This is a genomic window from Solidesulfovibrio sp. (assembly GCF_029978005.1).
GTDB lineage: Bacteria > Desulfobacterota > Desulfovibrionia > Desulfovibrionales > Desulfovibrionaceae > Solidesulfovibrio.
The window spans coordinates 1-26374 of sequence record NZ_JARKOZ010000073.1; the positions used below are offsets into that span (position 1 = coordinate 1).

Annotated in this window: 31 protein-coding genes; 25 read left to right on the plus strand and 6 right to left on the minus strand. The window is 67.4% G+C overall.

Annotation, left to right across the window (positions count from 1 at the left end):
• Positions 1-89: 89 nt before the first annotated feature.
• Positions 90-365 (minus strand): hypothetical protein, encoded by a 276-nt coding sequence (locus Q1K70_RS08480; protein ID WP_300157824.1) that lies wholly within the window; start codon positions 363-365, stop codon positions 90-92.
• A gap of 87 nt (positions 366-452) precedes the next feature.
• Here Q1K70_RS08480 and Q1K70_RS08485 point away from each other — a divergent pair, with 87 nt between their 5' ends.
• The 3 genes from Q1K70_RS08485 to Q1K70_RS08495 all read left to right on the plus strand — a co-directional run bounded on the left by Q1K70_RS08485 (position 453) and on the right by Q1K70_RS08495 (position 1512).
• Positions 453-785: a tRNA-binding protein gene (locus tag Q1K70_RS08485; protein WP_300157826.1), complete on the plus strand. Its 333-nt coding sequence runs from the start codon at positions 453-455 to the stop codon at positions 783-785.
• A 164-nt stretch (positions 786-949) separates the two neighbouring features.
• Entirely contained in the window at positions 950-1183 is a 234-nt protein-coding gene (locus Q1K70_RS08490; protein ID WP_300157828.1) for a type II toxin-antitoxin system HicA family toxin, read from the plus strand.
• Positions 1180-1512: a type II toxin-antitoxin system HicB family antitoxin gene (locus tag Q1K70_RS08495; RefSeq protein ID WP_300157830.1), complete on the plus strand. Its 333-nt coding sequence runs from the start codon at positions 1180-1182 to the stop codon at positions 1510-1512. Before Q1K70_RS08490 ends, Q1K70_RS08495 begins: the two co-directional genes overlap by 4 nt.
• Before the next feature lie 17 nt (positions 1513-1529).
• Here Q1K70_RS08495 and Q1K70_RS08500 read toward each other — a convergent pair whose 3' ends face one another.
• Positions 1530-2156 carry an adenylyl-sulfate kinase gene (locus Q1K70_RS08500; protein ID WP_300157935.1) on the minus strand — a complete coding sequence of 209 codons (627 nt, stop codon included), beginning with the start codon at positions 2154-2156 and terminating at the stop codon, positions 1530-1532.
• Between the two features lie 2 nt (positions 2157-2158).
• Positions 2159-3271 carry a phosphotransferase gene (locus Q1K70_RS08505; RefSeq protein ID WP_300157832.1) on the minus strand — a complete coding sequence of 371 codons (1113 nt, stop codon included), beginning with the start codon at positions 3269-3271 and terminating at the stop codon, positions 2159-2161.
• A 103-nt stretch (positions 3272-3374) separates the two neighbouring features.
• Between Q1K70_RS08505 and xseA the strand changes: the two genes are divergently transcribed.
• The 6 genes from xseA to Q1K70_RS08535 all read left to right on the plus strand — a co-directional run bounded on the left by xseA (position 3375) and on the right by Q1K70_RS08535 (position 9481).
• Complete coding sequence (gene xseA, locus Q1K70_RS08510) at positions 3375-4796, plus strand: exodeoxyribonuclease VII large subunit (RefSeq protein WP_300157834.1); 1422 nt, start codon at positions 3375-3377, stop codon at positions 4794-4796.
• Complete coding sequence (xseB, locus tag Q1K70_RS08515) at positions 4793-5056, plus strand: exodeoxyribonuclease VII small subunit (RefSeq protein ID WP_300157836.1); 264 nt, start codon at positions 4793-4795, stop codon at positions 5054-5056. The genes xseA and xseB overlap by 4 nt, the downstream gene beginning before the upstream one ends.
• A complete protein-coding gene (locus Q1K70_RS08520) occupies positions 5053-5952 on the plus strand; it encodes a polyprenyl synthetase family protein (protein WP_300157838.1) in 900 nt (299 codons plus the stop codon). Before xseB ends, Q1K70_RS08520 begins: the two co-directional genes overlap by 4 nt.
• An 87-nt stretch (positions 5953-6039) precedes the next feature.
• On the plus strand, positions 6040-7941 hold the full coding sequence (gene dxs / locus Q1K70_RS08525; RefSeq protein WP_300157840.1) for a 1-deoxy-D-xylulose-5-phosphate synthase: 1902 nt from the start codon (positions 6040-6042) through the stop codon (positions 7939-7941).
• Positions 7942-8130: 189 nt separating this feature from the next.
• Positions 8131-9102 carry a deoxyhypusine synthase family protein gene (locus Q1K70_RS08530; protein WP_300157843.1) on the plus strand — a complete coding sequence of 324 codons (972 nt, stop codon included), beginning with the start codon at positions 8131-8133 and terminating at the stop codon, positions 9100-9102.
• Positions 9103-9238: 136 nt separating this feature from the next.
• On the plus strand, positions 9239-9481 hold the full coding sequence (locus tag Q1K70_RS08535) for a hypothetical protein (protein WP_300157845.1): 243 nt from the start codon (positions 9239-9241) through the stop codon (positions 9479-9481).
• Positions 9482-9576: 95 nt separating this feature from the next.
• On the opposite strand, the gene Q1K70_RS08540 is transcribed toward Q1K70_RS08535, so the two are convergent.
• From Q1K70_RS08540 to Q1K70_RS08550, 3 genes are all read right to left on the minus strand, one after another.
• Complete coding sequence (locus Q1K70_RS08540; protein WP_300157847.1) at positions 9577-10029, minus strand: cereblon family protein; 453 nt, start codon at positions 10027-10029, stop codon at positions 9577-9579.
• Between the two features lie 336 nt (positions 10030-10365).
• Entirely contained in the window at positions 10366-10800 is a 435-nt protein-coding gene (locus Q1K70_RS08545) for a cereblon family protein (protein ID WP_300157849.1), read from the minus strand.
• 172 nt (positions 10801-10972) lie between these two features.
• Positions 10973-11536, minus strand: coding sequence for a cereblon family protein (locus Q1K70_RS08550; RefSeq protein ID WP_300157851.1), 564 nt, complete (start codon positions 11534-11536; stop codon positions 10973-10975).
• Here Q1K70_RS08550 and Q1K70_RS08555 point away from each other — a divergent pair.
• The 16 genes from Q1K70_RS08555 (at position 11535) to Q1K70_RS08630 (ending at position 26328) form a co-directional block, all read left to right on the plus strand.
• Positions 11535-12548 (plus strand): phosphotransferase, encoded by a 1014-nt coding sequence (locus Q1K70_RS08555; RefSeq protein WP_300157853.1) that lies wholly within the window; start codon positions 11535-11537, stop codon positions 12546-12548. The two genes, Q1K70_RS08550 and Q1K70_RS08555, sit on opposite strands and share 2 nt — an antisense overlap.
• Positions 12545-13288, plus strand: coding sequence for an HAD family hydrolase (locus tag Q1K70_RS08560; protein WP_300157855.1), 744 nt, complete (start codon positions 12545-12547; stop codon positions 13286-13288). Before Q1K70_RS08555 ends, Q1K70_RS08560 begins: the two co-directional genes overlap by 4 nt.
• A gap of 82 nt (positions 13289-13370) precedes the next feature.
• Positions 13371-13994: a class I SAM-dependent methyltransferase gene (locus tag Q1K70_RS08565; protein WP_366521671.1), complete on the plus strand. Its 624-nt coding sequence runs from the start codon at positions 13371-13373 to the stop codon at positions 13992-13994.
• A gap of 60 nt (positions 13995-14054) precedes the next feature.
• Positions 14055-15314 carry a glutamate-5-semialdehyde dehydrogenase gene (locus Q1K70_RS08570; RefSeq protein ID WP_300157861.1) on the plus strand — a complete coding sequence of 420 codons (1260 nt, stop codon included), beginning with the start codon at positions 14055-14057 and terminating at the stop codon, positions 15312-15314.
• A gap of 15 nt (positions 15315-15329) precedes the next feature.
• Positions 15330-16013, plus strand: coding sequence for a nicotinate (nicotinamide) nucleotide adenylyltransferase (nadD, locus tag Q1K70_RS08575; RefSeq protein ID WP_300157863.1), 684 nt, complete (start codon positions 15330-15332; stop codon positions 16011-16013).
• 16 nt (positions 16014-16029) lie between these two features.
• Positions 16030-17238 carry a hypothetical protein gene (locus Q1K70_RS08580; RefSeq protein ID WP_300157865.1) on the plus strand — a complete coding sequence of 403 codons (1209 nt, stop codon included), beginning with the start codon at positions 16030-16032 and terminating at the stop codon, positions 17236-17238.
• Between the two features lie 189 nt (positions 17239-17427).
• Positions 17428-18492 carry a hemolysin family protein gene (locus Q1K70_RS08585; RefSeq protein ID WP_300157867.1) on the plus strand — a complete coding sequence of 355 codons (1065 nt, stop codon included), beginning with the start codon at positions 17428-17430 and terminating at the stop codon, positions 18490-18492.
• Between the two features lie 20 nt (positions 18493-18512).
• The gene (locus Q1K70_RS08590) at positions 18513-18926 is read left to right on the plus strand and encodes a cytochrome c maturation protein CcmE (protein ID WP_300157869.1); all 414 of its coding nucleotides are present in this window, start codon (positions 18513-18515) and stop codon (positions 18924-18926) included.
• Between the two features lie 246 nt (positions 18927-19172).
• Complete coding sequence (locus tag Q1K70_RS08595; RefSeq protein WP_300157871.1) at positions 19173-21071, plus strand: cytochrome c-type biogenesis CcmF C-terminal domain-containing protein; 1899 nt, start codon at positions 19173-19175, stop codon at positions 21069-21071.
• A gap of 57 nt (positions 21072-21128) precedes the next feature.
• Positions 21129-21836, plus strand: a complete 708-nt coding sequence (gene ccmA / locus Q1K70_RS08600) for a heme ABC exporter ATP-binding protein CcmA (protein WP_300157872.1) — start codon at positions 21129-21131, stop codon at positions 21834-21836.
• A complete protein-coding gene (locus Q1K70_RS08605) occupies positions 21830-22507 on the plus strand; it encodes a heme exporter protein CcmB (RefSeq protein WP_300157874.1) in 678 nt (225 codons plus the stop codon). The genes ccmA and Q1K70_RS08605 overlap by 7 nt, the downstream gene beginning before the upstream one ends.
• 7 nt (positions 22508-22514) lie before the next feature.
• Positions 22515-23183, plus strand: coding sequence for a cytochrome c biogenesis protein CcsA (gene ccsA / locus Q1K70_RS08610; RefSeq protein WP_300157876.1), 669 nt, complete (start codon positions 22515-22517; stop codon positions 23181-23183).
• A 1-nt stretch (position 23184) separates the two neighbouring features.
• Positions 23185-23322, plus strand: a complete 138-nt coding sequence (locus Q1K70_RS08615) for a CcmD family protein (RefSeq protein ID WP_300157878.1) — start codon at positions 23185-23187, stop codon at positions 23320-23322.
• Complete coding sequence (locus Q1K70_RS08620) at positions 23312-23914, plus strand: tetratricopeptide repeat protein (RefSeq protein ID WP_300157880.1); 603 nt, start codon at positions 23312-23314, stop codon at positions 23912-23914. Before Q1K70_RS08615 ends, Q1K70_RS08620 begins: the two co-directional genes overlap by 11 nt.
• A 259-nt stretch (positions 23915-24173) precedes the next feature.
• Positions 24174-25343, plus strand: a complete 1170-nt coding sequence (locus Q1K70_RS08625) for an ABC transporter substrate-binding protein (protein WP_300157882.1) — start codon at positions 24174-24176, stop codon at positions 25341-25343.
• A gap of 100 nt (positions 25344-25443) precedes the next feature.
• Positions 25444-26328 carry a branched-chain amino acid ABC transporter permease gene (locus Q1K70_RS08630; RefSeq protein WP_300157883.1) on the plus strand — a complete coding sequence of 295 codons (885 nt, stop codon included), beginning with the start codon at positions 25444-25446 and terminating at the stop codon, positions 26326-26328.
• Positions 26329-26374 lie beyond the last annotated feature (46 nt).

Genomic DNA, 26374 nt, shown 5'->3' on the forward strand with positions numbered 1-26374 from the left:
CCCGGACCCGCAGGCCGCAAAGCCGGCCAGCACGTCCGGGCCGATGCCCCGGCCACGGGCGCCAGCGGCGAAGCGCCGCAGGGGGAGAGTCAGCGGGCTTTGGCGGCGTAGAGGGCGGCCACGCGGGCGGCCAGGGTGTTCTGGGTGGCCGGTTTGAGCGCGGGAGATGGTGGTTGCGAAGAGGCGGGCGCAGTGGGCGGAAAAGCGGCGTTGGAGGCCAGGGGAGGCGTCGCGCCGGCCAGCTTGTAGGGCGAGGCGAAGCGATGCCCGCACACCGGGCAGGCCATGAGCATGCCGCCGATATTGCCTGGAAAACGAAGCGCCTGGCCGCAGCCGGGACACGTGCGCACTGGTCCCTCGGTCATCGCGTCCTCCGATGGAAGTCTTGATGCAAGAGAAGTACCTGCAATATCCCGATTGGTTACATGAACGATGAGAGAGGATGACGAGTTATGGAACCCATTGCATTCGAAGACTTTTTGAAGGTGGACATGCGCGTGGGTCGCGTCCTGGCCGTCGGGCCGCTCCCAAAGGCCCGCGTCCCGGCCTACGAGCTGACCATCGACTTCGGCGAGCTGGGCGTCAAAAAATCGAGCGCCCGTGTCACGGACCTGTACCCCGTCGAAGATCTGCCCGGCCGCCTCGTCGTGGCCGTGGTCAATTTCGAGCCCAAGCGCATCGCCGGTTTCCTGTCCGAAGTGCTGGTTCTGGGCCTTGCCGGGGAAGGCGGCGTGGTGCTCCTCGCTCCCGAGCGCGAGGTCGCCCTGGGGCAGCGGGTTTTTTAACGATCAGGCAAGGGCCAGGCGGCTTTACCACGGGGGCGGACGGAGCAACTGCCAACGATATGGCCTTCTTTGGGGGCTTTTCGTGGCGAGGCCAGCGTGCTTGCCTTGATAGCAAAAAATGCTATCTTTCCTCCATGAACAACGCGCAACGGGAAACCCTCAGGATGGTTTTCTCGAAGCCTGTTCCCAAAAACCTGCATTTCAGCGCGATCGAATCGCTTCTGAAAGCCGTGGGCTGCGAGGTGATCGAAGGGGACGGCTCGCGCGTGCGCTTCGTGAAGGGGAAAGACATGCTGGCGCTCCACCGGCCGCATCCGGGAAAAGAGACCAAGCCCTACCAGGTGCGCGACGTCCGCGTTTTTCTGGAGATGATCGGCATGACCAAGGAGGGCGTATGATTCCCATGACCTACAAGGGCTACGCGGCCCGGATCGAATACAGCGACGAGGACGAATGCTTTGTCGGCCACATCGCGGGAATAACGGACATCATCGGGTTTCACGGGGAAACGGTCGGCGAACTCCGAAGTGCGTTTCAGGAAGCGGTCGACGATTATCTGGCGACGTGCGCGAAGGCCGGAATGAATCCCAAAAAGCCGTATTCCGGAAAGATCATGGTTCGCGTGTCCCCCGAACTGCATGCCAGGGTGGCCATGATCGCTTCCGCCCAGGGGAAGAGCCTCAACGCCTTGGCCACGGAAGCTCTGGAAAACATCGCTGTGAAATAGAGCCTGTTGCGGGTCTTCTAGGCCGGTTCCGGCTCCTCGTCCGGGGAGGGCAGGTCCAGGCGCGGGGCCAGGGTATCCGGCAGCCAGGCGCGAAGGAACCCCAGCACCGCGTCGCGGCAACCCTCGATGGACAGGTGCTCGGCGTCCACCACGCACTCGGCCGCCGGGTCCTCCTCGAAGGGCACGTCCACGCCGATCACCTGACCAAGGCCCGGAAACTGCCGGCCGGTGGTCTTTCGCAGCATGGCCTTGGCGTAGAGCCCGGCCATGACCAGCCCCTCGGGCCGGGCCGCCTCACGGGCCATGGCCGTGGCCAGGGAACACCGCACGTGCACCTCGGCGAAGCGCGGCGCAAGCGACCGGGCCCGGTCCCGCATGGCCCGCCTGGGGGCCGAGGCGTCCATGAGCACCAGGTCGTAGGCGTCCGAACGGGCCACGGCCGCCGCCTCCTCGGCGAAAAGGCGGTAGGCCTCCTCGCGTTCCGCGTCCGAGTACGTGGGATTGGGGAAATAGGCCTTGCGCCGGGCGTCGAGCTCCAGGCGCACCGGTCGCAGGCCGCCCACGGCCAGCGTCTTTTCCACCGCCCGTGCCACGGCGCTTTTGCCCGAGCCCGGCAGGCCCGTGAACCAGAGCACGGCCGTCATGGTCATCCCAGGTACCGGTTGAAGTCCCGGCAGTCGAAGCGCTCGTCCTCCAGGACGTTTCCCAGGAAACGCAGCAAGGCCTTGCGCACCTCGGGCGGATGGCCCGGGTACCACTGGGGCGAGGCGATGACCAGTCCGCGAAAGACGTAGAAGGGCGCGATCACGGAAAAAATTTCGTCGTCGCCGCTCTCGCGCAGGTACGTCTCCCAGAAGGCGAGGAAAAGCCGTTCGAAATCTCCGGACAGTTTGGGCTCCTTGTAGAGGCCGAACAGCACGTAGTTGAGGCTCATGGTGGCCACGTCGTCGGCCGGCTCGCCCCATTCGCCCCGGCTGCGGTCGAGCACGGCGAAGTCCCGCGCCCCGCCTTCCTCCTGCACGAGCACGTTCCAGGGATGGAAGTCGCCGTGCACTTCGCTCAGGCGATGGGTGAAGCCGCGCAGCTTCCAGCGCCAGTCCACGACGCGTTTTTCCAGGGCGCGAAAACGCTCGGGCGGGAACAGGTCGTAAGGGTGTGGATAGGCGTCCACCAGCCCGAAGATGCATTCCGACGCGCCGATCAAGTTGCGCACGCGGCGCAGGTACAAATCCGCGTCGTCCTTTTTTGCGGCGTGCACCCTTGCCAGCCACGAGGCGAAGGCCTTGGCCATGTCCAGGTCGCGGGGCTCGAGCCCTGTCTTCTGGATGCGCTGCAGGTCCAGGTAGTAGTCGTAGCCCGGGGCTTTTTCACTGAGGATGAAGAATTCCTTGGGCTCCGCGACCGGCACGAGCCGATCGTCCTGGTCGAAATAGCCCAGGCCGATGGGGCGCACGTGCTTTTCCATGCGCCCGCCGGCCTCGTACTGGAACATGAGGATGGCCGCCCGGTCCCAGTAGAACTGGTGCCCGTACTTGTCGCCGCGCATGATGGAGAGCACGCCCCGGCGCAACTGGCCGTCCACCTCGAAATCCAGGCACACGGGCTTGCCGTAGCCGAATTCCTTCATGCCCTGGCCGTCGGCCCCCATGGCGCACACGCCGAGCATCCGGGCGGACTCCCCGAACGCTTCGCGCAGGTACCGCTCCACGGCCTCCGGCCGCACCACGATGGGCGTCTTTTCCTCGGTCCCCTTGCGCATGGCGATGCTCCTTTGTGGAGAAGAGAGAGAATGCGGGGGAGGAAACCCCTTTTTTCAAAAAGGGGTTTCCTCCCCCGGATTCTCACGCTCTCCGCATAACTTTATGCCCCATGTGTTCGAAGTCAGCGAGCTGACCAGGTCGGTCAGGGACGTCATCGAGTCCGAGTTCCCTTTCGTCTGGGTGTGCGGGCAGGTGGTGAATCTGTCGCGCCCGGGCTCGGGGCATTTGTATTTTTCGCTGCGGGACGCCGAGGCCTCGTTGGCCGTGGTCTGGTTTCGGGGCGCTCAGGGCGGCAAGGCGCTGGCCGGGGGCGGCAGGTACGATCCGCTGACGGGCGAGGTCTACGAGAAGTCGTTGGCCGAGGGCCTGGCCGACGGCATGGAGGTCATGGTCGCCGGCCGTTTGACGGTGTACGCGCCGCGCGGTTCCTATCAATTGGTGGCCGAGCTGGTCCAGGAGGTCGGGGAAGGGCGGTTGTGGCAGGAGTTCGAGGCCCTCAAGAAGGACCTGGCCGCCAAGGGGTATTTCGAGCAGGGGCGCAAGCGGCCCTTGCCGCGTCATCCGACGAAGGTCGCGGTCATCACCGCGCCGACCGGCGCGGCGGTGCGCGACTTCATCCGTATCGGCCGCGAACGGGGCCATGGCGCGGCGGTGCGCGTCTATCCGACCCTGGTGCAGGGCGAGGCCGCGCCCATGGGCATCGTGCGGGCCATGTTGCGCGCCGTGGCCGACGACTGGGCCGAGGTGGTGGTGCTCATCCGGGGCGGCGGCTCCCTGGAGGATCTGTGGGCCTTCAACACGGTCGAGGTGGCCAAGGCGATCTTCGCCTCGCCCTTGCCGGTGCTGACGGGCGTGGGCCACGAGGTCGACGTGACCATCGCCGACATGGTGGCCGACGTGCGGGCGGCCACGCCGAGCCACGCCGCCCAGCTCCTTTGGCCCGAGCGCGTGCAGCTCGCCCAGCGTCTGGACGATCTGGAAATGGCCATGCGCCGGGGCGCGGCGAGGCTGCTCGCCCAGCGCGGGCGCGAGCTGGCCGTGCTGGCCCGGGGGCTGGCCTGGCTTTCGCCGGCGAACCGGTTGCAGCGGCTGGAAGAGCGTTTCGCCGCCGCTGGCGAGCGCCTCTTGCGGGCCGGCGAGGCTTGGCTTGGCGCGCTGGGAGGGCGGGCGGAGCGGCTGGGCGAGCGGCTGGCCCGGCGGTTCGGGCCGCAGAGCCTGGAAGCGCGCGGACAGGAACTGTCGCGGCGGGCCGATGCGCTGGAGGCCGCCATGAAACTTTATGCAGCGGATCGCGACCACCGTCTGGAACTGGCCGGGGCGCGCCTGGCCGGCCTTGACCCCACGGCCCCGCTGGCCCGGGGCTACAGCCTGACGACCTTGCTGCGCACGGGAAAATTCCTGCGCCGGGAAGGGGATGCCCGTCCGGGCGACAAGCTCGACATCATGGTGTATGAGGGCCGCGTCCGGGCGACGGTGGAAGCCGCCCCGGACGACGGCACTGGCGACGACGGGGAGCGCGCATGAGCAACGTCAAGGAAGAATCCTTCGAAAAGGCCCTGGAACGCCTGGAGCGCATCGCCGCGCGCCTGGAGGCCGGGGACGTGCCCTTGGAAAAGGGCGTGGCGCTCTACAAGGAAGGCATGGGGCTGGTCGCCTCGTGCCGCAAGCGCCTGGAGGCCGCCCGTTTGGAGATTTCCCTCGCCGGCGAGGACGGGACGCTGGTCCCCTTCGACGTCGAGGACACGCGGCTTGCCGCGCGTGATACCGGGGAGGACGACGCGTGACGGTGAAGGAACGTCTGGCCGCGCAGGCGGCCGAGGTCGAGGTGTATCTGCGGGAGCGCTTCGGCGCGCGCATGCGCGAGCGCGGCGTGCCCGAGGGCCTGCTGTCCGCCATGGAATATTCGCTTCTGGCCGGCGGCAAGCGCCTGCGGCCCTGCCTGTGCCTGAGCTTCGCCGAACTTTTCGGCGCGGACCGGGCCCGGGTCATGCCCTTTGCCGCCGGATTCGAGATCATCCACACCTATTCGCTCATCCACGACGACCTGCCGGCCATGGACGACGACGACCTGCGCCGGGGCCGGCCGTCGAACCACAAGGTCTACGGCGAAGCCGGGGCCATATTGGCCGGGGACGCGCTTGTCACCGAGGCTTTCGGCTGCATGAGCCGGGCCTGGCCCGGCATCGAGGCCGACAAGGTGCTGCCTGCCCTGGCCGAGGCCGCCCGGGCCGCCGGCGCGGCCGGCATGGTCGGCGGCCAGGTGCTGGACATGGAATACACTGCCCGGCAGGGCCTGACCTTGGCCGAGCTGGCCCATATGCAGACGCTCAAGACCGGGGCGCTCATCACCTCTTCCTGCGTGTGCGGCGCGATCCTGGCCGGCGCGGGCGAGGAGGGCGTGGCCCGGGCCAGGGAATACGGCGAGGCCGTGGGCGCGGCCTTCCAGATCGTGGACGACATCCTGGACGAGGTGGGCGACGCGGCGACGCTGGGCAAGCCCGTGGGCAGCGACCGCGAGCAGGGCAAGAACACCTACCCGAGCCTGGTGGGCCTTAACGAGAGCCGGCGGCTGGCCGAGGCGCGCGTGGACGCCGCCCTGGCCGCCATCGCCGCCCACAACGGGCCGGCGGCGGATTTCCTGCGGGAGCTTGCCCGCTACATCGTGGTCAGGGTCCAATAATCGCGCGGCGACAGGTCGCGCCGGGACGATGGACATGATCGGCGAGGCCGGTCGGCGATCCTTCGCAACGGACAAGGAAAGGAAGAGATGACCGTACTTACGGACTCGGCGTTGCGCATACTCCCCCGCATCGGCCATCCCCGCGACGTGGCGGGCCTGACCGCCGAGGAACGGACCGTCCTGGCCGAGGAGATCCGTCAAGTCATCATCGGCACGGTTTCCATGAACGGCGGCCACCTGGCTCCGTCGCTCGGCGTCGTGGAGCTCACCCTGGCGCTGCTGTCCGTCTTCGATCCCGGCCGGGACAAGCTGGTCTGGGACGTGGGCCATCAGGCCTACGCCTACAAGATTCTCACCGGCCGCCAGCAGGAGTTCCACACCCTGCGCACCCTGGGCGGCGTCAGCGGCTTCCCGCGCCCGGCCGAGAGCCCCTTCGACCATTTCGGCGTAGGCCATTCGAGCACGTCCATCTCCGCTGCCCTGGGCATGGCCATGGCCAGGGACCTTAAGGACGAAAAGCACGACGTGGTGGCCATCATCGGCGACGGCTCCATGACGGCCGGCCTGGCCTACGAGGGCCTCAACCAGGCCGGCGGCTGGGGCGGCCGGCTCATCGTCGTGCTCAACGACAACGAGATGTCCATCTCGAAGAACGTGGGCGCGCTGTCGCTGTTTTTAAGCCGCAAGCTCAACCAGCGCTGGGTCAAGCGCCTCAAAAAGGACATGGAGAGCTGGATCGGCTCCCTGCCCTACGGCGGCGACCTCATGGGCTACGTGCGCCGGGGCGAGGAGTCCTTCAAGAGCTTCTTCACGCCCGGCATGCTCTTCGAGGCCTTCCGCTTCAACTACCTGGGCCCCATCGACGGCCACGACACGGCCCGCCTGGTCGAGGTCTTCAAGGAGGTCAGGGAACTCGACGGGCCGGTGCTGGTCCACGTGCTGACCAAGAAGGGGCGCGGCTACGCCCCGGCCGAGAGCAACCCCACCTATTTTCACGGCGTGGGCTGCTTCGAGCCCGAGACCGGGCTCATGGAAAAGCCCGGCGCCTGCCCGCCGAGCTACACCCAGGTCTTCGGCCAGGCCCTGACCACCCTGGCCAGGCACGACAAGCGGGTCATGGCCATCACCGCCGCCATGCCCGAGGGCACGGGCCTGTCCGATTTCGCCTCCGAGATGCCCGAACGCTTCGTGGACGTGGGCATCTGCGAGCAGCACGCCGTGACCTTCGCCGCCGGCCTGGCCATGGAGGGGTTTCGGCCCATGGTCGCGGTCTATTCCACCTTTCTTCAGCGCTCCTACGACCAGATCGTCCACGACGTCTGCCTGCAGAACCTGCCCGTGACCTTTTGCCTGGACCGGGCCGGGCTGGTCGGCGAGGACGGGGCCACCCACCATGGGGCCTTCGACCTCTCGTACTTGCGCCATATCCCCAATCTCGTGGTCATGGCCCCGGGCAGCGAGGCCGACCTGCCCGGCATGCTGGCCACGGCCCTGGCCCACGACGGTCCGTCGGCCATCCGCTATCCGCGCGGGGCCGGCGAGGGTCTGCCCCTGCCCGAAAAGCCCGAGCCCCTGCCCCTTGGGCGCGGTGAACTGGTCCGCCCGGGCCGGGACGCCCTGGTGGTGGCCATCGGCAGCCGGGTCATGCCGGCCGTGGCCGCCGCCAACGAACTGGCCGCCGCCACGGGCAAGGAAGTGGCGGTATTTAGCGCCCGCTTCGTCAAGCCCCTTCCCCGCGAGCAGCTTTTGGAGCTGGCCAAGTCCTTTCCCCTCTGGCTGACGGCCGAGGAGAACGTGCTCGAAGGCGGTTTCGGCTCGGCCGTGCTGGAGATGCTCGAGGACGCCGGGGCGCTCGCCGCGCTGACCGTGCGTCGGCTGGGCCTGCCGGACGCCTTTGTGGAGCACGGGGCCCAAAAAGCGCTTCGCGCCCTGTGCGGCATCGACAAGGACGGCATCCTTCGGGCGTTGACCGCGTTGCTCGGCCTCTAAGCCCCGTTTTTGGCCGCAAAACGCCTTTTGCGCCCCTGGACGGTGCGTAAAAGAGCGGGTATGCTTTTTGTCTTGCGTCCCGGAACCCTGTCGTCACGTAAGGGGCTTTTTGCCCCGATTCCGGGCCACGCGCGGACACGCGGGCCGACGAACAGCGAAATTTCGCCCGCGACAACCCAAGGAGACATGATGTCCACCATATCCCGTTTCATGGAAACCCATTTCCGCCACTTCAACGCCCGCGAGACCCTCGACGCCGCCAAGGCCTGGAACGACCTGCTCGGGCGCGGCGGCAAGATGTTCCTCACCATGGCCGGAGCCATGAGCACCTGCGAGCTCGGCATCTCCCTGGCCGAGATGATCCGCCAGGACAAGGTCCACGCCATCAGCTGCACCGCCGCCAATCTTGAAGAGGACCTGTTCAACCTCTTCAATCACGACGAATACAAGATGGTACCCGAGTACCGCGACCTCTCGCCCGAAGCCGAGAAGGAACTCTACGACGCCGGCTTCAACCGCGTCACCGACACATGCATCCCCGAGGGCGTCCTGCGCCAGGTCCAGCGCCGCATCTCCAAGCTCTGGGCCGCCGCCGCCGAGAACGGCACGCCGAAATTTCCCTACGAGTTCATGTACGAGCTTCTCGACCAGCCCGACATCAGCCAGTTCTTCCAGGTGCCCCGCGAGCACTCCTGGGTCCTGGCCGCCAAGGAGAAGGGGCTTCCCATCCTCAGCCCGGGCTTCGAGGACAGCACGCTCGGCAACATCTTCTGCGCCGAGATCATGATGGGCCACGTCAAGGGCCACGGCGCGGTGCGCCACGGCACCGAGCAGATGGAGCTTCTCGCCAAGTGGTACCAGGAGCAGGCCAAGGCCAAGACGCCGGTGGGCTTTTTCCAGATCGGCGGCGGCATCGCCGCGGACTTCCCCATCTGCGTCGTGCCCATGCTCATCCAGGACCTGGAGATCGAGGACACGCCGTTCTGGGCCTACTTCGCCCAGATCGGCGACTCCACCACCTCCTACGGCTCCTATTCGGGCGCGGTGCCCAACGAGAAGATCACCTGGGGCAAGCTCGACGTGGACACGCCCCGGTTCATGATCAACTCCGACGCCTCCATCGTGGCTCCGCTCATCTTCGGCTACGTGCTGGGCTGGTAGAAGGAAAATAACGGGGGAAAAGGCTTGGCAGGGGGCGGGGTTGGGCGTAGCGTGAAATTGCGCACAAAGGTTTTCGGCCCGTGTGGGCTGGTTTTCGACGAGAGTCGTCCGTGAACCGCCAAATCCGGAGGATGCCATGAGCAACTTCAGCGAAGCCGACCTTCCCGTGTCCATCGACCACGAGGAAATGGTGACCTTGGGCGACGGAACCACCATCCGTTTCGAGACCAACGCCGAAGCCAAGGACCTCTACGTGGGCGATGCCTTTACCCCCACTACGCAGCTCTTCCCCGGTTGCGACTTTTTTGTCGACGCCTGCGGCAAGCGCTTCAAGATCGTCTCGGAATTCGAGGATAAGATCACGGTTTCCTTGGAATAGGCCCTACCTGCAAAAATGAAGGCCGCAAGCGTCGCTTGCGGCCTTTTTTGTTTCGAGCCATGGCGCAACCCTCGCGCCCCGGCGCGGGGCCGGTGTTAGTTCTGGTCTTCGTCTTCCACGTCAGCCAGGCGCAGATGGTCCAGGATCAGGCCGTAAAATCCAATGCCGTCGGCGGTTTCATGATGCCAGCCCAGGTGGTTGCCGCAGGTCGTGCACATGCCCATGCGCCACTCGCCGTCGCTGCCGCCGGAGAAATCCAGGGCGAAATGCCCGAGCGGCTGGCAGCCCGGGGCCAGGGAGAACATGCCGATTTCCTGGTCCAGGCCGTGGGGACCGGGCATGCGGTGGCGGTGGGAGCCGGCCACGGCGATGCGCTGGCTGGCCCGGGTGACGTCCGCGCCGCACTGGGCGCAGACGAACCGGTCGCCGTGGGCCAGCTCCGTATTGGTCAACACGGGTTTTTCCCGCAATGTCAGGGCGTTTTCGGCATTGTCCCAAGCCAGGGCGATGGGTGGATTGGTCGTGATGAGCGTCAGATGTCTGTCCATGGGGTCCTCCCCGGCCGCTTTTTCCCGCGCCGCCGTCGTTGCGGCGGGACCGGCGGCGTGGCTGCGGCAGAATTTCCTACTTTTTTTGTCTTGTTTCAGGTAGCCATGATCCCGCCATTGACAATGGTGAAAGCAAAATTAATGCCAAATAAAGCGCCCCGCCGGAGGCAGGGGCAGGGAAGAAGGATCGCGTTGTCGCTGTTGAATGGGCCTTGGCGGCGGCGCCATGGGGCGTCAAGGCCGTCGCTGGCGCGACGCCGCGGCGCGGGGAGAGCGCAACGGCACGCGTCGCGCGGCCATGACGTCGCCGCGCGGCGCGGGAAAGCCGGGGGAAGGCTAGCGGGGGTCGCCCGAGGCGTCTTCCGGCAAGGCCTTGAGGCGATCGAGGACCAGTCCGTAAAAACCCAGTCCCTGAGACGACAGGTAGTACCAGCCGAGGTGCGCGCCGCAGGTGGCGCAAAAGGCCGTCTGCCACAGACCGTCGTCTTCGCCGGAGAAGTCGAGTTTGAAATGGCCGACGACCATGCAGCCCGGAGCGAGGGAGAAGCAGCCGATCTCCTGCTCCACGCCGTTGCCGGCTGGGAAGTAGTGGCGGTGGCGGCCGTCCACGGCGATGCGCAGCACGGCCTGGGTCACTTCGGTGTCGCAGGCGGCGCAGGCGATGCGGTCCGCGCCGGCCAGCTCGGGATTGTCGAACACCGGGGTCGGTTTGTGTTCAAGGATCAGGTCATCTGCCGAATTTCCAGACAAAAGCGCGGTCAAGGCGTACACGGGAAGCTCCTTGGACCGGATGGTAAGGCTCCCGGTCCATTTTCCGTTTGCATTCATGTCAAAAGATGCTATGATGGATAGTTTCGTCAAGTTAAAAAAAGCGCAATCTCCCGCCCGAAGTGGCCGGCGGGGGATTTACGCCTTCGCACGGTGGCTAAGCTGGCCGGAATCGTTACTGATCCGAGCCGACGGGCGGAAGCGGACTAAAAAACAGACGGTCGAAGATCAGCCCGTGAAACGTCCCGCCCTCGGCCCGGGCGTAGCTCCAGCCCAGGTGCCGGCCGCAGGCGGCGCAAAGGGCCACCTGCCAGGTCGTGCCCGCAAACCAAGTGAATTCGCCGCTGGGGAGCCCCGAGGCCAGGCAGCCCGGCGCGGCCGAGAAGCAGCCGATCTCGAACACCGCGCCGTAGGGATTGGCGAAGACGTGGACATGGCTTCCGTCTACCGTGATGCGCCGGGTGGCGTCGGTGACGGCGTGCAGGCAGGCGGCGCAACGGATGGGGGAGGGCGCTTCGCCCGCCCGCGCCCGGACCCGCGGCTGTGGCGCGTCGTGGGGTCCGTTCGGACCCGGCGGCCCGCCCGCCGGCTTGCGGGCCAGGCGTCCCGCGGCAAAGGGGAAGGGCCCGCCGTGATTTACATTCCCCGCCGGGTGGTTATAGATTGCCTCACGGGCCGGCAGCCGGCCGCGGCAGGCCGCCGCGAGACGCATCCCCCGGCCCGGCAAGTCTTCTCCCATGCGACAATACATCGGACACCTCGCTCCAACCGATCCTTTGCAAGCCTATCTGCGCGACGCCGTCCTGCCCCAGCTGGCAGACGTCGTCCGGGAACCGCGCTTTCGCGTCTTCCGCGTCTCCGCCGTCAGCGACGTCTACCTCTACGAGGACAAATGGACCGGCTGCCGGGTGGTCGGCAAGTTCTACGCCCGGGCCAGGGGCCTCAACGGCAGCAACGCCCCCCAGTCGGCCCGGAGCGAATACGACGGCCTGGCCTACCTGCGCGGCCTCGGCTTCGACTCCCCGCCCGACTACGTCGCCCGGCCCCTGGGCGTCAATGCGGGCCTGGGCGACCTGCTCGTCACCGAACTGGTGGAAGGCGAGCAGCTCGACGCGGTCATCGAGGCGGGGCTTCGCGACGGGCGCTTCGAGCGCCTCTACCGCAAGCTCGGCGGCCTGGCCCGGTTCCTGGCCAGGCTGCACAACCGCGCCGCCGGCCCGGAGCGCGTGGATTTCGCCCCGACCCAGGGCTATTTCGACCGCGTCGTGCACCACCTGGAGCAGCACTGCGGCCTCGGGGCAAAGCGCGCCGCCCGCCTGCTGGCCTTGGGCCACGCCTACGCCTCGGAGGCGGCCTATTGGCAGGACCTGCGCGTGCTGGTCCACGGCGACGCCACGCCCTCGAACTTTCTCTTCGGCCGGGGCCAGGACGTCTTCGCCATCGACCTCGAACGCATGCATCGCGACGACCGCGTCTACGATGTCGGCCGCCTGTGCGGGGAACTCAAGCACTGCTTCCTGCGGGCGACAGGCGACCCGGCCCGGGCCGAGCCCTTCATCGGCCATTTTCTGTGGGAATACGCCGGCCATTTCCCCGACCGGGAGCCGACCTTCGCCGCCGTCACCGGGCGGCTGCCGTTCTACCTGGGCCTGACGCTCCTGCGCATCGCCCGAAACGTCTGGCTCGACGACGCCTACTGCCGCAGCCTCGTCCATGAGGCCAGAGTCGTCCTTTCCGGAGGCCTGTCATGAAGGTGCGCGGCATCGTCTTCGATCTCAACGGCACCCTGATCGACATCAACACCGACGAGGCCAACGAGCAGATCTACCGCTCCATCAGCCACCTGCTCAAATACTATGGCATACGCACCAGCCGGGGCGACGTGCGCGAGGGCTACTACCAGACCCTCAAGGAGCAGCGTCGCCGGGGCGGGGAGGAGTTTCCGGAGTTCGACGCCGTGGCCGTGTGGCGCGAGTTCGTCGTGGGCCGGGCCGCCCGCAGCGGCGTGACCATCCCCAAGAACAAGCTGGCCGTGCTGCCCCATTTCCTGGCCGAGCTCTACCGGGGCATTTCGCTCAACCGCCTGGAACTCTACCCCGACGTGCGCGAGGTCCTCGACGAACTGCGGCCGCGCTATCGCCTGGCCGCCCTCACCGACGCCCAGTCCGCCTGGGCCGTGCCGGAAATGCGCCTGGCCGGCCTGGAGAACTATTTCTATCCCGTGGTCGTCTCCGGCGACTTCGGCTATCGCAAGCCCGACCAGCGTCTTTTCGTCACGACGCTTAAGCGCATGCACCTGCCGGCCGAGGAGGTGGTCTTCGTCGGCAACGACATGTACCGCGACATCTTCGGCGCGCGCCAGGCCGGCCTGCGCACGATCTTTTTCGCCACCGGCCAGGGCCAGCAGTCCATGGACGGCGTCGAGGCCCACTACAATATCTACCGCTTCGCCGAACTGCGAAACGCCATCCGGTTTTTCGAGGACGAGTAGGGGAGGGGAGTGCGGGGGAGAACGCCTCCGGCGGCCAGGAGGGGCCGGGGGCCCCTCCTGGACCACCCCATAGGGGGGAGAGATGTACTGGGATCAAAGTTCGAGCGTTCCTTCAACTTTGCGGCTGGACGCCAGGGTCGCCGCGCACTTGCGACACAAAGACCGGGTGCTCGACCTGGGCTGCGGCGCGGGGGGCCTGCTGGCGGAACTGGCCGGGCAGGGGAGGCGGGTTTGGGGCGTGGACCGCAACCCGCCGAGCTTGATCCGGGCCCGGGAAAAGGGCTTGGCCGTGGCCCGGGCCGACCTGGCCGCGCTGCCTTTCGCCGACGACGCCTTCGACGCCGGCGTGCTGCACGCCGTGCTGACCACCCTCGACGCCCCGGAACTGCGCCGCCAGGTCCTTTGCGAAGCCAGGCGCGTGGGCTGCCGCGTCCTTTGCATCGCCGACTTCCTGCAGAACTGGGACCAGCTCTACTACAAGGCCCGCTACGAGGCCGGGTTCGACGAGACCGGGGAGCTCGGCAGCTTCGTCGTGCGCGAGGGGGACCAAGTGCTCTACACGGCCCACCATTTCACCCTGGACGAGTTGACCGGGCTCCTGGCCGACTCGGGGTACGCCGTGGCCTTCGCCGACACCCCGACGGTCGTCACCCGGTCCGGCAAGCGCGTGACCGGCGTGATCCTGGCCGCCGTGACCGCGCATTGACTTTAGCCGGGTCGGCCGGCTAGGTAGTCGCTTTTCGCCGCAGCCAAAAGGAGCCTTCCCATGAGCGTGGCCGCCGACATGGAACAGATGGCCGCCCGGGCCAAGGAAGCCTCGCGGGCGCTCGCCGCCGCCCCGGGCGCGGCCAAGGACGCCTTTCTCGCCGCCCTGGCCGATTTGCTCGCCTCGCGCCGCCAGGACGTGCTCGCCGCCAACGCCAAGGACATCGAGGCCGCCCGCGCCGCCGGCATGGACGCCCCGCGCCTGGACCGCCTGACGCTCACCCCGGCCGTCATGGACGCCATGGCCGACGCCTGCCGCCAGATCATCGCCCTGCCCGACCCGGTGGGGGCCATCGAAGCGGCGAGGCCCAGGCCCAACGGCCTTCTCGTCGGCCGCATGCGCGTGCCCTTGGGCGTTATCTGCATGATCTACGAGTCGCGCCCCAACGTCACCATCGACGCCGCCATCCTGTGCCTCAAGGCCGGCAACGCCGTGATCCTCAAGGGCGGCTCCGAGGCGCTCGCCTCCAACATGGCCCTGGCCGGGCTCCTGCGTCAGGCCCTGGCCGCCGCCGGCCTGCCCCAGGACGCCGCCCAGCTCGTGCCCACCGCGGACCGGGCCGCCGTGGCCGCCTTGTGCAAGCTCGACCAGTACATCGACGTCATCATCCCGCGTGGCGGGGAAGGGCTCATCCGGGCCGTGGTCTCCCAGGCCACCATGCCCGTGCTCAAGCATTTCAAGGGCGTGTGCCACGCCTACGTGGACGAGGGCGCAAACGAGGACCGGGCCGTCACGGTGGTGGTCAACGCCAAGGCCCAGCGCCCCGGGGTGTGCAACGCCCTGGAGTGCCTGCTGGTGCACGTGCGCGCCGCGCCGGGCTGCCTGCCCCGTCTGGGCGCGGCCCTTCGCCAGGCCGGGGTGGAGCTTCGCGCCTGTCCCCGGGCGCTGACCCTGCTCGGTTCCCTGGCCCGGCCCGCCGCACCCGAGGATTTCGGCCGGGAGTTCCACGACCTGATCCTGGCGGTCAAGATCGTGGACTCCATGGACGACGCCCTGGATCACATCCACCGCTACGGCTCCAACCACACCGAGGTCATTCTCACGGAGAACCACGACCGGGCCATGGAGTTCCTGCGCCGGGCCGACGCCTCCATGGTCGGAGTCAACTGTTCCACGCGCTTCAACGACGGCGGCGAGCTCGGGCTCGGGGCCGAGATCGGCATCTCCACCTCCAAGCTCCATTCCTACGGCCCCATGGGGCTCACGGAACTGACCAGCGCCAAGTTCGTGGTCCTGGGCCAGGGGCAGGTACGGGGCTAGGACCGGTTCGATCCCATGGGCCAGTCGCTGATCGGCATTTTCGGCGGGACCTTCAATCCCGTGCACGTCGGCCATGTCCGCGCCGCCATCGAGGTGGCCGAGGCCCTGGGTCTGGCCGCCGTGGAATTCGTGCCCGCCGCCCGGCCGCCCCACAAGTCCGGCGAGCCGGTCCTCGACTTCGAGCTGCGCTTGGCCCTGTGCCGCCTGGCCGTGGAGGAGGTGCCCGGCTTTTCCGTCAATTCCATGGAAGCCGACCGGCCCGGGCCGTCCTACACCTGCGACACCCTGGCCGCCCTGGGCCGGGAGCGGCCTGGACAGGAGTTCTGCTTCGTCATGGGCATGGCCGATCTGTGCAACCTGCCGGCCTGGAAAAACGGGCTCGGCCTCGGCCGGCTGGCCCACCTGGCCGTGCATTCACGGGACGGGCTGGGGCTTGACGCCTTCACCGCCTTCGTGGCCGCCAACTCCCGGGAAATGGAGGCCTCGCCCACCGGCGACCCGGCTTGCTGGGACCTGCCGGCCGGGCGTCGCCTGAGCTTCGTGCCCATTGCCAGACTTGACGTTTCGGCCTCGGATGTACGAGAGCGTTGGCGGCACGGCCGCCGGATACACGGCCTCGTGCCCGACGCCGTGCGTCGCGAACTCGAAAACCGCGACGATGCGATCGCCGCCCTCTGGGGCCGACGCATCCGGACGTGACCCGGAAGTCCTCACCTTGCAAAACGTCTCCTCCGGCCCGCGCCGGGCCATATACGCGCTGTCCGCCCTCGTGTTCCTGGCCATGATCGTCGCGCCCACGGCAGACAGGCTGCTGCATTTCGCGCCCAAGACCCTGGTGGCCGAAGTGAGCACCAGCCGCCTCGTCGCCCCGACCCTGGACCCGGACAGCTGGGTCAGGTGGTTCGCCACCGTGCGCCGGGGCTACCTCGACCGCCACTACAACCTGCGCACCGTGCTCATCGCCTGGAACAGCTTTCTCGACACCATCGTCCTGGCCTCCACCTCGGCCAACTCCCAGGTCATGGCCGGCAAGGACCACTGGCTGTTCCTGGCCCAGGACGGCTCGCGCAACATCCTGGAGGACGCCCGTTCCTCGGACCCGCTGCCGGAGACCTCGGTGGACGCCGTGGCCCGCGAGCTGGAGCGCCGCCGGGAATGGCTGACCGAGCGGGGCATCCGCTACCTGGTCGTCGTCGCGCCCAACAAGAACACCGTCTACCCGGAAAAGCTGCCCGATTCCCTGCGCCCCGCGGCCCCCGAAGGGCACCTGGCCCAGTTCGTTCGCTACATCAAGGACTACACCAAGGTGGACATCGTGGACGTGACGCCGGCTCTGGAGGAGCAGAAGAAGCGGGAGCAGGTCTTCTACGTCACGGACAGCCACTGGAACGCCCATGGCGCGTTCGCGGCCTATCGCGAGATCATGCGCCAGATCGTCAAGTATTTCCCGCAGGTCAAGCCGCTTACCCGGGAACAGTTCCAAGTGGAGCAGTTCAACTGGCTGCCCGGCGACCTGGCCAACATGATGGGGCTCTCCGACCACCTCAAGGAAGACCGCATCATGTTCGTCAACAAGGAATGGTACAAGGCCAGGGGCGTTTCCTACCACGGCCCGGGCGACCCCCATTTCTTCGAGGAGCCGCAACGCTCCGTCACCGGGAATCCCGAACTGCCGAGCGCCCTGGTCTTTCATGACTCGTTTTGGTGGGAGCTTTTGCCCTTTCTGGCCGAGTCCTTCGACAAGGGACTCTACGTCTGGCTGCGGCCCCAGACGGATCTGGAGTTTCGCTACTTCGACACCGACCTGATCGAGAAGGAAAAGCCGGACATCGTCATCGACGAGTACACCGAGCGCTATATCCTGCCGCCCCTGCGCGGCCGGTTCCACCCGAAGATCGCCCAATCGGCCGCCTCGGGCGGGTAGCCGATACGGGCGCGTGCCTTTACAAGCGCCGGAAAATTCGTAAAGAGGAAGAAACGAAGTCACATCGCGCCCGGCGCGAGGAGCCTTGCCCTTTTCTATGGAACACGCCCCAGCCGCTTCCCCGAAAACCGAGTCCCCCGAACCCCCGCAACCTCCTTCGCCGCGCGCCCTCCCGTCGGGGGTACGCCCATGGTGACCCTCCTCGTCTCGGTCGGATTGGCCATTCTCGTCTCCGCCTTTTGCTCCATGAGCGAGGCGGCCCTGTATTCCGTGCCGTGGAGCTGGATCGAGCGCCTGCGCAAGGACGGCCGGGCCTGCGGCGAGACCCTCTTCCAGCTGCGCTCCAACGTGGAAAAGCCCATCACGGCCATCCTGACCTGCAACACCATCGCCAACACCGCCGGCGCGGCCGTGGCCGGCGCGGCCGGGGCGGCGGTGTTCGGCCCGGACGAGCTGTGGCTTTTCACCGCCGTTTTTACCGTGCTCATCCTGGCCTTCGGCGAGATCCTGCCCAAGACCATCGGCGTGACCTACAGCCGCAGCGTTTCTGTCGTCATCGCCACGCCCATGAAGTACATGATCCTGGCCCTGCTTCCCCTCATCTGGGCGGGCGGCCTGATGGCCAGGCTCGTATCGGGCAAGCGCAAGGCTCCGCTTTCCTCCGAGGAGGACCTGCGCGCCGTGGTGAGCCTCACCCGCCGGGAGGGCGTCATCAATCCCCTGGAAGAGCTTTCCATCAAGAACATCCTGTCCCTGGACCGCAAGACGGCCAGTGACATCATGACCCCGCGCACGGTCGTCTTTTCCCTGCCCGCCGAGATGACCGTGGCCGAGGCCAGGGGCGAGCGGCGGGGCGTGTGGCCCCACAGCCGCATCCCGGTCTACGACGCCGACGATCCGGAGAACATCGTGGGAATCGTCTACCGCCGCGAGGTCCTGGAGGCCCTGGCCAACGACCAGGACGGCGTGCGCCTGTCCGATCTGGCCAAGCCGGTGCGTTTCGTGCTCGACACCATGACCCTCGATCGGGTATTGGTAAAATTCCTGGAATCGCGTATGCACCTGTTCGTCGTTCTCGACGAATACGGCGGGGTTTCCGGCGTGGTCAGCCTGGAGGACGTGCTGGAAGAGATTCTGGGCAAGGAAATCGTCGACGAAACGGACCAGGTGGCGGACATGCGGGAGCTGGCTCGCACGCGGCGCGAGGAGCTCCTGCGCCAGCGGCACGACCGCGAGGACGCCCCGGTTCCTTGAAACTTTGACGGAAGAGAGTGATGGCCAAAAAAAGCAACGCCCCCGTGTACCTCGTCGCCCTCGTCCTGTTCCTGGGCGGCCTGGGCTATCTGCTCTATTCGGGACTGGGCGAGAACACCGCCTATTTCCTCAACGTCTCCGAGGCGCTGGCCATGCAGCCCAAGGATCTGTCCAAGGCGCGGCTGTTCGGCACCGTGGCCGACGAGGGCATCGACCGCCCGGCCGACGCCATGGGCGTGAGCTTCATGCTCGTGGACAAGGACCAGGCCGCCAAGACCATTCGGGTGGACTTCAAGGGAGCCGTGCCCGACACCTTCAAGCCCGGGGTCGAGGTCATCGTGGAGGGCGGCGTCAATCCCGCTTCCGGGGCCTTCGCGGCCAACACCCTCATGACCAAGTGCCCGTCCAAGTACCAGAAGGAAAACCGCGGCTGATCGCCCCAGCCTTAAAAAACACGCGCGTGTTTTTTAAGATGCCATATATGGTTTCGCCCGTTGCCTCGGGGAGAGGCGCACGCTTCTCCGGGGCTGCGGCATGAAGCCGTCAGGGTCGCCGGTCCCGCCAGTCGTTTGCGCGGGACTCCCCCGGCGCGCCCGCCTTCCCGTTTTCCGCCCCGATGCGCCTGCGCCCATGCCCGGGCGGCCGGGGGCGGGGCGCACGACACCGACAAAGGAGTCCTGATGCACGTTACGGCGTATTTCGCCCTGCTCGTGGCCATGCTGGTCTGCCTGGCCGGCGCGGTCACGGCGCTCCATGGGCTGTGGAAACGCGACTACCTCCGCCTCGTCCTTTTGGAGCGCGCCCACCACTTGGTGTTCGCGGCCGTGCTCCTGGCCTCGGCCATCCTTACCGTGGCCCTGTGGCGGCGCGACTTCTCCTTCGTCTACGTGGCCGAATACACCGATACGCTGCTGCCGCTTTTCTACGCCGTCACGGCCTTCTGGGCCGGGCAGGCCGGCTCGCTGCTTTTCTGGATGCTGGTGCTGGCCGTCTTCGGCCTGGGCTTCGCCCTCTCGGCCTCCTACAGGAGCCTGGCCCCGGCCACGCGCTGCGGCTACTGGCTCTTCTTCTTCACGGTGGAGGCCTTTTTCCTGCTGCTTTTGACCGGCCCGAGCAATCCCTTCCTCGAGGCCGTGCCGCCCGTGCCCGAGGGGCGCGGCCTCAATCCGCTTTTGCGCAATCCCGGCATGATCTTCCATCCGCCGCTGCTGTTTTTGGGCTACGCCGGCTTCGCCGTGCCCGCCTGTCTGGGGCTGGCCGCCTGGATCGTCGGCGAGAAGCGGTCCTTCGCCGCCGCCTCGCGCAACACCGTCATCCTGTCCTGGATCTTCCTCACCGCCGGCATCATTCTCGGCGGCTGGTGGTCCTACATGGAGCTCGGCTGGGGCGGCTACTGGGCCTGGGACCCGGTGGAAAACGCCTCGCTGATCCCCTGGCTCGTGGGCACGGCCTTCCTGCACACGGCCATCGTCGAGCGCCGCACCAAGGCCCTGCCCAAGACCAATGTGGCCATGGCCGTCATTACCTTCGTCAGCTGCGTGCTCGGCACCTACCTGGTGCGAAGCGGCGTGGTGGAGTCCCTGCACGCCTTCGGCGAAGGCGGCGTCGGCGGGCCGCTGCTCGTCTTCATGATCTTCTCCCTGGTGGTCCTCGGGGCCGGGCTCATGGCCGGCGCGTCCCTGCACGAGGGCCGGTACAAGCCCCTGGCCACCCTGGTCAGCGTGCCGGGCTTCCTGGTCGTTTTGGCCTGGATCATGCTTGCCCTGTCCGCCGTGGTGCTGCTCGGCACCCTGTGGCCGGTCATCAGCAGGCTGTGGAGCGAGAGCCCCGTCGGCTTGGACGCCGGGTTCTACAACCGGGTCTGTCTGCCCCTTTTCGCCATGGTCACTTTTCTCGTGGCCTTCTGCCCGGTCATGTCCTGGACCGAGGGTCTGCGCGACCGGACGGGCCTTGGCGTGTCGCTCGGCGCGTTTCTCGGCGGCGGGGTGGTCCTCTACGCCGTGGGCCTGCGCCTGCCCGTGGCCCTTTTTGCCGGCGCGGCCTCGGTGGCCGCCCTGGCCTGCGCCCTGTACGTCTTTTCGCGCCAGCGCCACGCCCGCAGCCGGGCCGGGGCGCTCGGGGCCTACTGCGTCCACGTGGGCCTGGCCCTGGTCACCCTGGGCGTGGCCTTCTCCGGGCCCTACCAGCTGAGCAAGGAGGCCGTGCTCACCCCGGGCCGGACCATGGAGATCGGCGGCTTCACCCTGACCTTCAAGGACCTGGAGCAGGAGAGCAACCCGGCCATGACCATCGCCCGGGCGCTCATCGACGTGACCAGGGACGGCAAGCCCGTCGGACGCCTCGAACCCGAGCGGCGCATCTACACCGGCTTCGAGCAGCCCTTCGCCGAGGTTTCGACCATCCCGTCGCTTGGCGACGAACTCTACGCCACGCTTCTAAGCGCCACGGACAAGAAGGCCGCCAGCATCAAGATCAGCGTCAATCCGCTCGTCAACTGGGTCTGGATCGGCGGCGCGATCATGTGCCTGGCCCCGTTTTTGAGCCTGCGCCGGCCGAAGGCCGAAACGGAGCGGGGCTAGCCGCGCGCCGCGCCGTTGTCGTCGGGAAAAGGAACGATCCAGCACAGCCGCTTCGCTATGCCTAAACGCCAATCGCCCGAACGGAAAATGGACGCGGCCGGGGTCGTGGCCCGCCTGCGCCGGGTCTGCCGGTTCTTCGGCGACCGCCCGGTGCTGCGCGACGTGGACTTGGACCTCGTTTCGGGCGAGGTGCTCCTGGTCGTCGGGCCCAACGGCGCGGGCAAGTCCACGCTCATGCGCATCACGGCCGGGCTCATGCCGCCGAGCGAAGGCGAGGTGGAGGTGGGCCTGGAGCCGGGCGAGATCGGCTACGTGGGCCACCGCACCCTGGTCTACCCCAAGCTCACGGCCCGGGCCAACCTGCGCTTCTGGCTGCGCCTGTCCGGCCGCCCCGGCGGCGACGAAGCCGTCATGGCGGCCCTGACCCGCGTCGGGCTCGAGCGCTTCGCCGACGAGGAGGCCGGCATCTTCTCGCGCGGCATGTCCCAGCGCCTCAGTCTGGCCCGCGTCTTTCTCACCGCTCCGAAACTGCTCCTCCTCGACGAGCCGGCCACGGGCCTGGACCCGGCCTCGGCCATGATGCTTCGCCGCGAGATCCGCGCCGCGGCCGACGCCGGCGCGGCCGTCATGTGGGTCAGCCACACCATCGCCGCCGATCTGCCGGCCTGCGATCGGGTCGTCGTCATAAGAGACCGCCGCATCGCCCGGGACGTGCCGGCCGCCGCCTTCGACCCGTCGGAGCTGGCCGGGGAGGGCGCATGCTGAGGGCCGCCTGCTCCATCGCCGCCAAGGACCTGCGCCTGGCCCTGGCCGGGGCGCAGGGGCTTGTCCAGACCGTGCTGCTCGGCCTTCTGCTCATCTTCATCATGAGCCTCTCGCGCGAGCCCGGCGAGATGTCCCCGCCCCTGGCCGCCGCCGCCGTCTTCTGGCTGGCCACGGCCTTCGGCCAGGTGCTGGTGTTCAATTTCCTCTACGGCCTGGAGGAGGCCGAGGGCGCGCGTCTGGGCCTGCTCCTCGCCCCGTGCCCGGTCCAGGCCGTGTGGCTCGGCAAGGCCGCGGCCGGCTGGGTGTTGCTTTTTTGCTGCCAGATGGTATTCGCCCCGGCGGCGGTGGCCTTCCTGGGCCAGACCGTGGCCGGCTCCCTCGTCGCCGGTCTCGGCGTCGTGGCCGCCGTGGACTGGGGGCTGTGCGCCCTGGGGTCGCTCCTTGGCGCGCTGACCATCGGCCGGTCCTCCCGGGAGTCGCTTCTGACGGTGATCCTGTTTCCGCTGCTGATCCCCGTGCTCCTGGCCGGCATCCGGCTGCTCGAAACCGTGATCTCCGGCCGGGGCGCCGAGAGCGTGTCCGCCTGGGCCGGCACGGTCGGGGCCTTCGACGCCGTGTTCACCGCCGCGGCCTTGCTGCTCTTCCCGTTTCTTTATACCGGGGAGGAATGAGGTTTCCATGATCGAGCTTTTCGCCCTGGCCGCCGCGGCCCTGTCCGTCCTGGCCCAGTGGGCCATATGGTTCTACGCCCCGGTCGAGGCCTCCATGGGCGTGGTCCAGAAGATCTTCTACACCCACCTGCCCCTGGCCTGGTGGTCCTTCGTCAGCTTCTTCACGGTCTTCGCCGCCTCGGTCCACTACCTGGCCCGCCGCCGGCCCGGCAGCGCCCGGCTGGCCGGAGCGGCCTGCGAGATCGGCGTGCTTTTTTCGGGTTTGGCCCTGGCCACGGGCATGTGCTGGGCCCGGCCCATCTGGAACGTCTGGTGGACCTGGGACCCGAGGCTCACCACCACGCTCGTCATGTGGTTCGTCTATGCCGCCTACCTGCTCCTTCGCGCCTCGGACGTGGGAGGGGGGCGCAAGGACGCGGTGCTGGCCGTGCTCGGCGTGGTGGCCTTCCTCGACGTGCCCCTGGTCTTTGTTTCGGCCCGCTACTGGCGCAGCATCCACCCGGCGGTCTTCGGACCGCAAGGCGGCGGCATGGAGCCGGAAATGTGGCGGGCCATGATCGTCAACCTCGTGGCCATGGGGCTTTTGTGGCTGGCGCTGCTGCTTTTGCGCCTGCGCCAGCTCTCCGCCCAGGCGTCCGTCGCCGCCTTGGTGCGCCATGGCGCGGTGAGGAACTGACATGGGAAAGGAAGTCTATCTCTTTGCCGCCAACGTGATCGTCTGGGTCGGCATCGGTTGTTACGTCGCCTTTCTGGCCGTGTCCCAGAAACGGCTGACCAAGCGTCTCAAGCGCCTGGAGGTGCTCCATGACGAGTGATCGGGCCCAGGGGCCCAACGCCTCGGGCCGCATGGTCCTGGCCTTCATGGCCTTTGTCCTGGCCGCCATCTTCGTCGGCTCCTTCGTCTACCGCCTGGAGCGGCCGAGCCTCGAAGTGCACCAGAAGAAGTCCCAGGCCGGCATGCCCGACGCCATGCAGCAGGCCATGGACGGCCCCATGAAGGAAGTCATGGCGCTTATGCAAAAGCTCCAGGAAAACCCCGACGACCCGGGCCTGCAACTGGCCATGGCCGAGCGTTTCATGGCCATGGGGTCCTTCGACCGGGCCAAGGTCTTCCTGGACAAGGTGTCCAAGCAGCGTCCCGACGATCCGGACGTCCTCAACGCCATGGGCGTGACCCTTTATAACCTGAAGGACCTCGACGGGGCCAAGGCCGCCTTCGAAGCCATCCTGAAACGCGAACCCGACGACTACCGCGCCATGTTCAACCTGGCGCTGCTGCAAAAATATGCCCTCAACGCGCCCGACAAGGCCGTGGAGGGCTTCAAGGCCGTCATCGCCTCGCCCAAGGCCGACCCAGAGACCAAGGCCACGGCGCAAAAGGAACTGGAGACCAAGGCCCCCCAATAGGACGGGGGCCTGGCCGCCCGGCCTTTTCCGACGCCGACGGGACTGTCCCCGGCCGGCCTTCGTCAAGATGGTGCGCAACGGCGCATATGTTGCGGCCCCGCAGCAGCTGCGGTGAACGCCGCGTTGCCTTTTTCGCCGATTTGGTGAATGCTCGCGCCGCGCCGGGGGCTTTATCGTCTCAAGCCCGTGACGCGCGGCGAGGGTCGAGACAACCATGCCGGCACGCCCGGCAGGGCCAATTCCAACCGGAGGATGGGACATGCGCAGCAGGGGAATTCCGCGGATACTCGCCGTCGCGGCGGCTTTGGGGCTGGGCCTTGGCCTGTCGGCCGGCTCGGCGTCCGCCGCCGACACCATCAAGATCGCCGTTCCGGCCGCCTACACCGGCAGCGCCGCCGGCTACGGCGAGAACGTCAAGGCGGGCGTAAGCGTCAAGATCGACGAGATCAACGCCGCCGGCGGCGTGAACGGCAAGAAGATCGAGGCCGTCTACCTCGACGACCAGTGCGAGCCCCGCGAGGCGGCCACCGTCTCCTCCTCGGTCGTCAACGACGATTCCATCGTCGGCATCGTCGGCCACCTGTGCTCCTCGGCCCACCTGGCCGCGCTGCCGGCCTACGTGCGCGAGGGCATCCCGGCCATCACGCCCACGGCCACGAGCGTGGCCATCAGCGGCAAGAACAAGGACGAGAAGGGCAAGATCTGGTCGTTTCGCAACGTCTACCGCGACGACTTCCAGGGCACCTTCCTGGCCGACTACATCGACAAGGTCCTGGGGCTTAAAAAAGTCGCCGTGTTCTACGAGAACAACGACTACGGCATCGGCCTCAAGGAGGCCTTCGGCAAGGAGGCCAAAAAGCTCGGCCTCACCGTCGTCGGCGAGGAAGCCTACAAGAAGGGCGACCAGGACTTCACGCCCCAGCTGACCAAGCTCAAGGCCGCCGCGCCCCAGGCCATGTTCATCGCCGGCTACTACCCCGAGGGCGCGCTCATCGCCGACCAGGCCAAGAAGGTCGGCCTGGTGGTTCCCAAGTTCGGGGCCGACGGCTTCGACAACGCCGACTACATCAAGCTCGGCGGCGCACCCACCGACGACACCTACCTGACCGCGCCCTTCCTGGCCGAAATCGCCAGCCCCGACGCCAAGAAGTTCATCGAGGCCTTCAAGGCCAAGTTCAACCGCGAGGTTGACTGGATGAGCGCCAACTCTTATGACGCGGCCGGCATCATGATCGAGGCCATTGCCAAGGCCGGCCCGGACCGCGCCAAGATCCGCGACTACCTCGCCGGGATCGATACCCCGGAAAAGGGCTACAAGGGCGTCACCGGCGTCAACTACTTCAACGCCAGCGGCGACTGCCAGAAACCCGCCTTCGTCAAGATGGTCAAGGACGGCAAGTTCGTCCCCGCGCCCAAGCAGATGAACTAGGCGCGCCAACGTAGATACGAAAGCGAACAGGCTGGACCCCGATCCAGCCTGTTCGCGTTCATGCCCAAGCGCAACATATTACCTCGTTTCGGAGCCGGCGTTGTTCGAACAGCAGCTCGTCAACGGATTCACCCTGGGACTGATCTATGCGCTCATCGCCGTGGGCTACACCATGGTCTACGGCGTCATCGAGCTCATCAACTTCGCCCACGGCGAAATCTACATGCTCGGGGCCTTCCTGACCCTGTCCTGCATCTCCATGGGCCTGCCCCTGCCCCTGGCCGTGCTTCTGGCCATGCTGGCCACGGCCGCCATCGGCGTGCTGCTCGACGTCGTCGCCTACCGGCCGCTTCGCGAAGCGCCCCGGCTGGCCGCGCTCATCACCGCCATCGGCATGTCCATCTTCCTGCAGAACCTGGCCATGATCATCTGGGGCAGCCGGCCGCTGCCCTTTCCCCGCCAGGCCCTGCCGGCATTTTTCGCCGAACCGGCCCTGCGGTTTTCCGAGGTGACCGTCACCTGGATGCAGATCGTCATCTACGTCACGGCCCTGGCGCTTATGGTCGGGCTCAACCTCGTCATCACCAAGACCCGCACCGGCACGGCCATGCGGGCCCTGGCCCAGAACCGCACCGCGGCCGCGCTCATGGGCATCAATGTCAACCGCGTGATCTCCTTCACCTTCGCCCTGGGCTCGGGCATGGGCGCGGTGGCCGGGGTGATGGTCTCCATGTACTACAACACCATGTACCCGACCATGGGCTACCTGGCCGGGGTGAAGGCCTTCGCCGCGGCGGTGCTCGGCGGCATTGGCTCCGTGCCCGGGGCCATGCTCGGCGGGGTGGCGCTCGGCATCGCCGAGACTCTGGGCGCGGGCTACATCTCCTCGCCCTACCGCGACGGCGTGGCCTACGCGGTCATGATCCTGGTCATCATCTTCCGTCCCTCGGGCTTTTTGGGGCGGTCCATGGTGGAAAAGGCCTAACCCGGACGGTCGGGGATTCCCGGCCGCCCATACCGACCGGAAAGAG

What these genes read in the sequence shown, in the direction of transcription:
- Q1K70_RS08480 (WP_300157824.1), bottom strand. Translation starts at nt 365, where the DNA reads ATGACCGAGGGACCAGTGCGCACGTGTCCCGGCTGCGGCCAGGCGCTT.
- Q1K70_RS08485 (WP_300157826.1), top strand. Translation starts at nt 453, where the DNA reads ATGGAACCCATTGCATTCGAAGACTTTTTGAAGGTGGACATGCGCGTG.
- Q1K70_RS08490 (WP_300157828.1), top strand. Translation starts at nt 950, where the DNA reads ATGGTTTTCTCGAAGCCTGTTCCCAAAAACCTGCATTTCAGCGCGATC.
- Q1K70_RS08495 (WP_300157830.1), top strand. Translation starts at nt 1,180, where the DNA reads ATGATTCCCATGACCTACAAGGGCTACGCGGCCCGGATCGAATACAGC.
- Q1K70_RS08500 (WP_300157935.1), bottom strand. Translation starts at nt 2,156, where the DNA reads ATGACGGCCGTGCTCTGGTTCACGGGCCTGCCGGGCTCGGGCAAAAGC.
- Q1K70_RS08505 (WP_300157832.1), bottom strand. Translation starts at nt 3,271, where the DNA reads ATGCGCAAGGGGACCGAGGAAAAGACGCCCATCGTGGTGCGGCCGGAG.
- xseA (WP_300157834.1), top strand. Translation starts at nt 3,375, where the DNA reads ATGCCCCATGTGTTCGAAGTCAGCGAGCTGACCAGGTCGGTCAGGGAC.
- xseB (WP_300157836.1), top strand. Translation starts at nt 4,793, where the DNA reads ATGAGCAACGTCAAGGAAGAATCCTTCGAAAAGGCCCTGGAACGCCTG.
- dxs (WP_300157840.1), top strand. Translation starts at nt 6,040, where the DNA reads ATGACCGTACTTACGGACTCGGCGTTGCGCATACTCCCCCGCATCGGC.
- Q1K70_RS08530 (WP_300157843.1), top strand. Translation starts at nt 8,131, where the DNA reads ATGTCCACCATATCCCGTTTCATGGAAACCCATTTCCGCCACTTCAAC.
- Q1K70_RS08535 (WP_300157845.1), top strand. Translation starts at nt 9,239, where the DNA reads ATGAGCAACTTCAGCGAAGCCGACCTTCCCGTGTCCATCGACCACGAG.
- Q1K70_RS08540 (WP_300157847.1), bottom strand. Translation starts at nt 10,029, where the DNA reads ATGGACAGACATCTGACGCTCATCACGACCAATCCACCCATCGCCCTG.
- Q1K70_RS08555 (WP_300157853.1), top strand. Translation starts at nt 11,535, where the DNA reads ATGCGACAATACATCGGACACCTCGCTCCAACCGATCCTTTGCAAGCC.
- Q1K70_RS08550 (WP_300157851.1), bottom strand. Translation starts at nt 11,536, where the DNA reads ATGGGAGAAGACTTGCCGGGCCGGGGGATGCGTCTCGCGGCGGCCTGC.
- Q1K70_RS08560 (WP_300157855.1), top strand. Translation starts at nt 12,545, where the DNA reads ATGAAGGTGCGCGGCATCGTCTTCGATCTCAACGGCACCCTGATCGAC.
- Q1K70_RS08565 (WP_366521671.1), top strand. Translation starts at nt 13,371, where the DNA reads ATGTACTGGGATCAAAGTTCGAGCGTTCCTTCAACTTTGCGGCTGGAC.
- Q1K70_RS08570 (WP_300157861.1), top strand. Translation starts at nt 14,055, where the DNA reads ATGAGCGTGGCCGCCGACATGGAACAGATGGCCGCCCGGGCCAAGGAA.
- nadD (WP_300157863.1), top strand. Translation starts at nt 15,330, where the DNA reads ATGGGCCAGTCGCTGATCGGCATTTTCGGCGGGACCTTCAATCCCGTG.
- Q1K70_RS08585 (WP_300157867.1), top strand. Translation starts at nt 17,428, where the DNA reads ATGGTGACCCTCCTCGTCTCGGTCGGATTGGCCATTCTCGTCTCCGCC.
- Q1K70_RS08590 (WP_300157869.1), top strand. Translation starts at nt 18,513, where the DNA reads ATGGCCAAAAAAAGCAACGCCCCCGTGTACCTCGTCGCCCTCGTCCTG.
- Q1K70_RS08595 (WP_300157871.1), top strand. Translation starts at nt 19,173, where the DNA reads ATGCACGTTACGGCGTATTTCGCCCTGCTCGTGGCCATGCTGGTCTGC.
- ccmA (WP_300157872.1), top strand. Translation starts at nt 21,129, where the DNA reads ATGCCTAAACGCCAATCGCCCGAACGGAAAATGGACGCGGCCGGGGTC.
- Q1K70_RS08605 (WP_300157874.1), top strand. Translation starts at nt 21,830, where the DNA reads ATGCTGAGGGCCGCCTGCTCCATCGCCGCCAAGGACCTGCGCCTGGCC.
- ccsA (WP_300157876.1), top strand. Translation starts at nt 22,515, where the DNA reads ATGATCGAGCTTTTCGCCCTGGCCGCCGCGGCCCTGTCCGTCCTGGCC.
- Q1K70_RS08615 (WP_300157878.1), top strand. Translation starts at nt 23,185, where the DNA reads ATGGGAAAGGAAGTCTATCTCTTTGCCGCCAACGTGATCGTCTGGGTC.
- Q1K70_RS08620 (WP_300157880.1), top strand. Translation starts at nt 23,312, where the DNA reads ATGACGAGTGATCGGGCCCAGGGGCCCAACGCCTCGGGCCGCATGGTC.
- Q1K70_RS08625 (WP_300157882.1), top strand. Translation starts at nt 24,174, where the DNA reads ATGCGCAGCAGGGGAATTCCGCGGATACTCGCCGTCGCGGCGGCTTTG.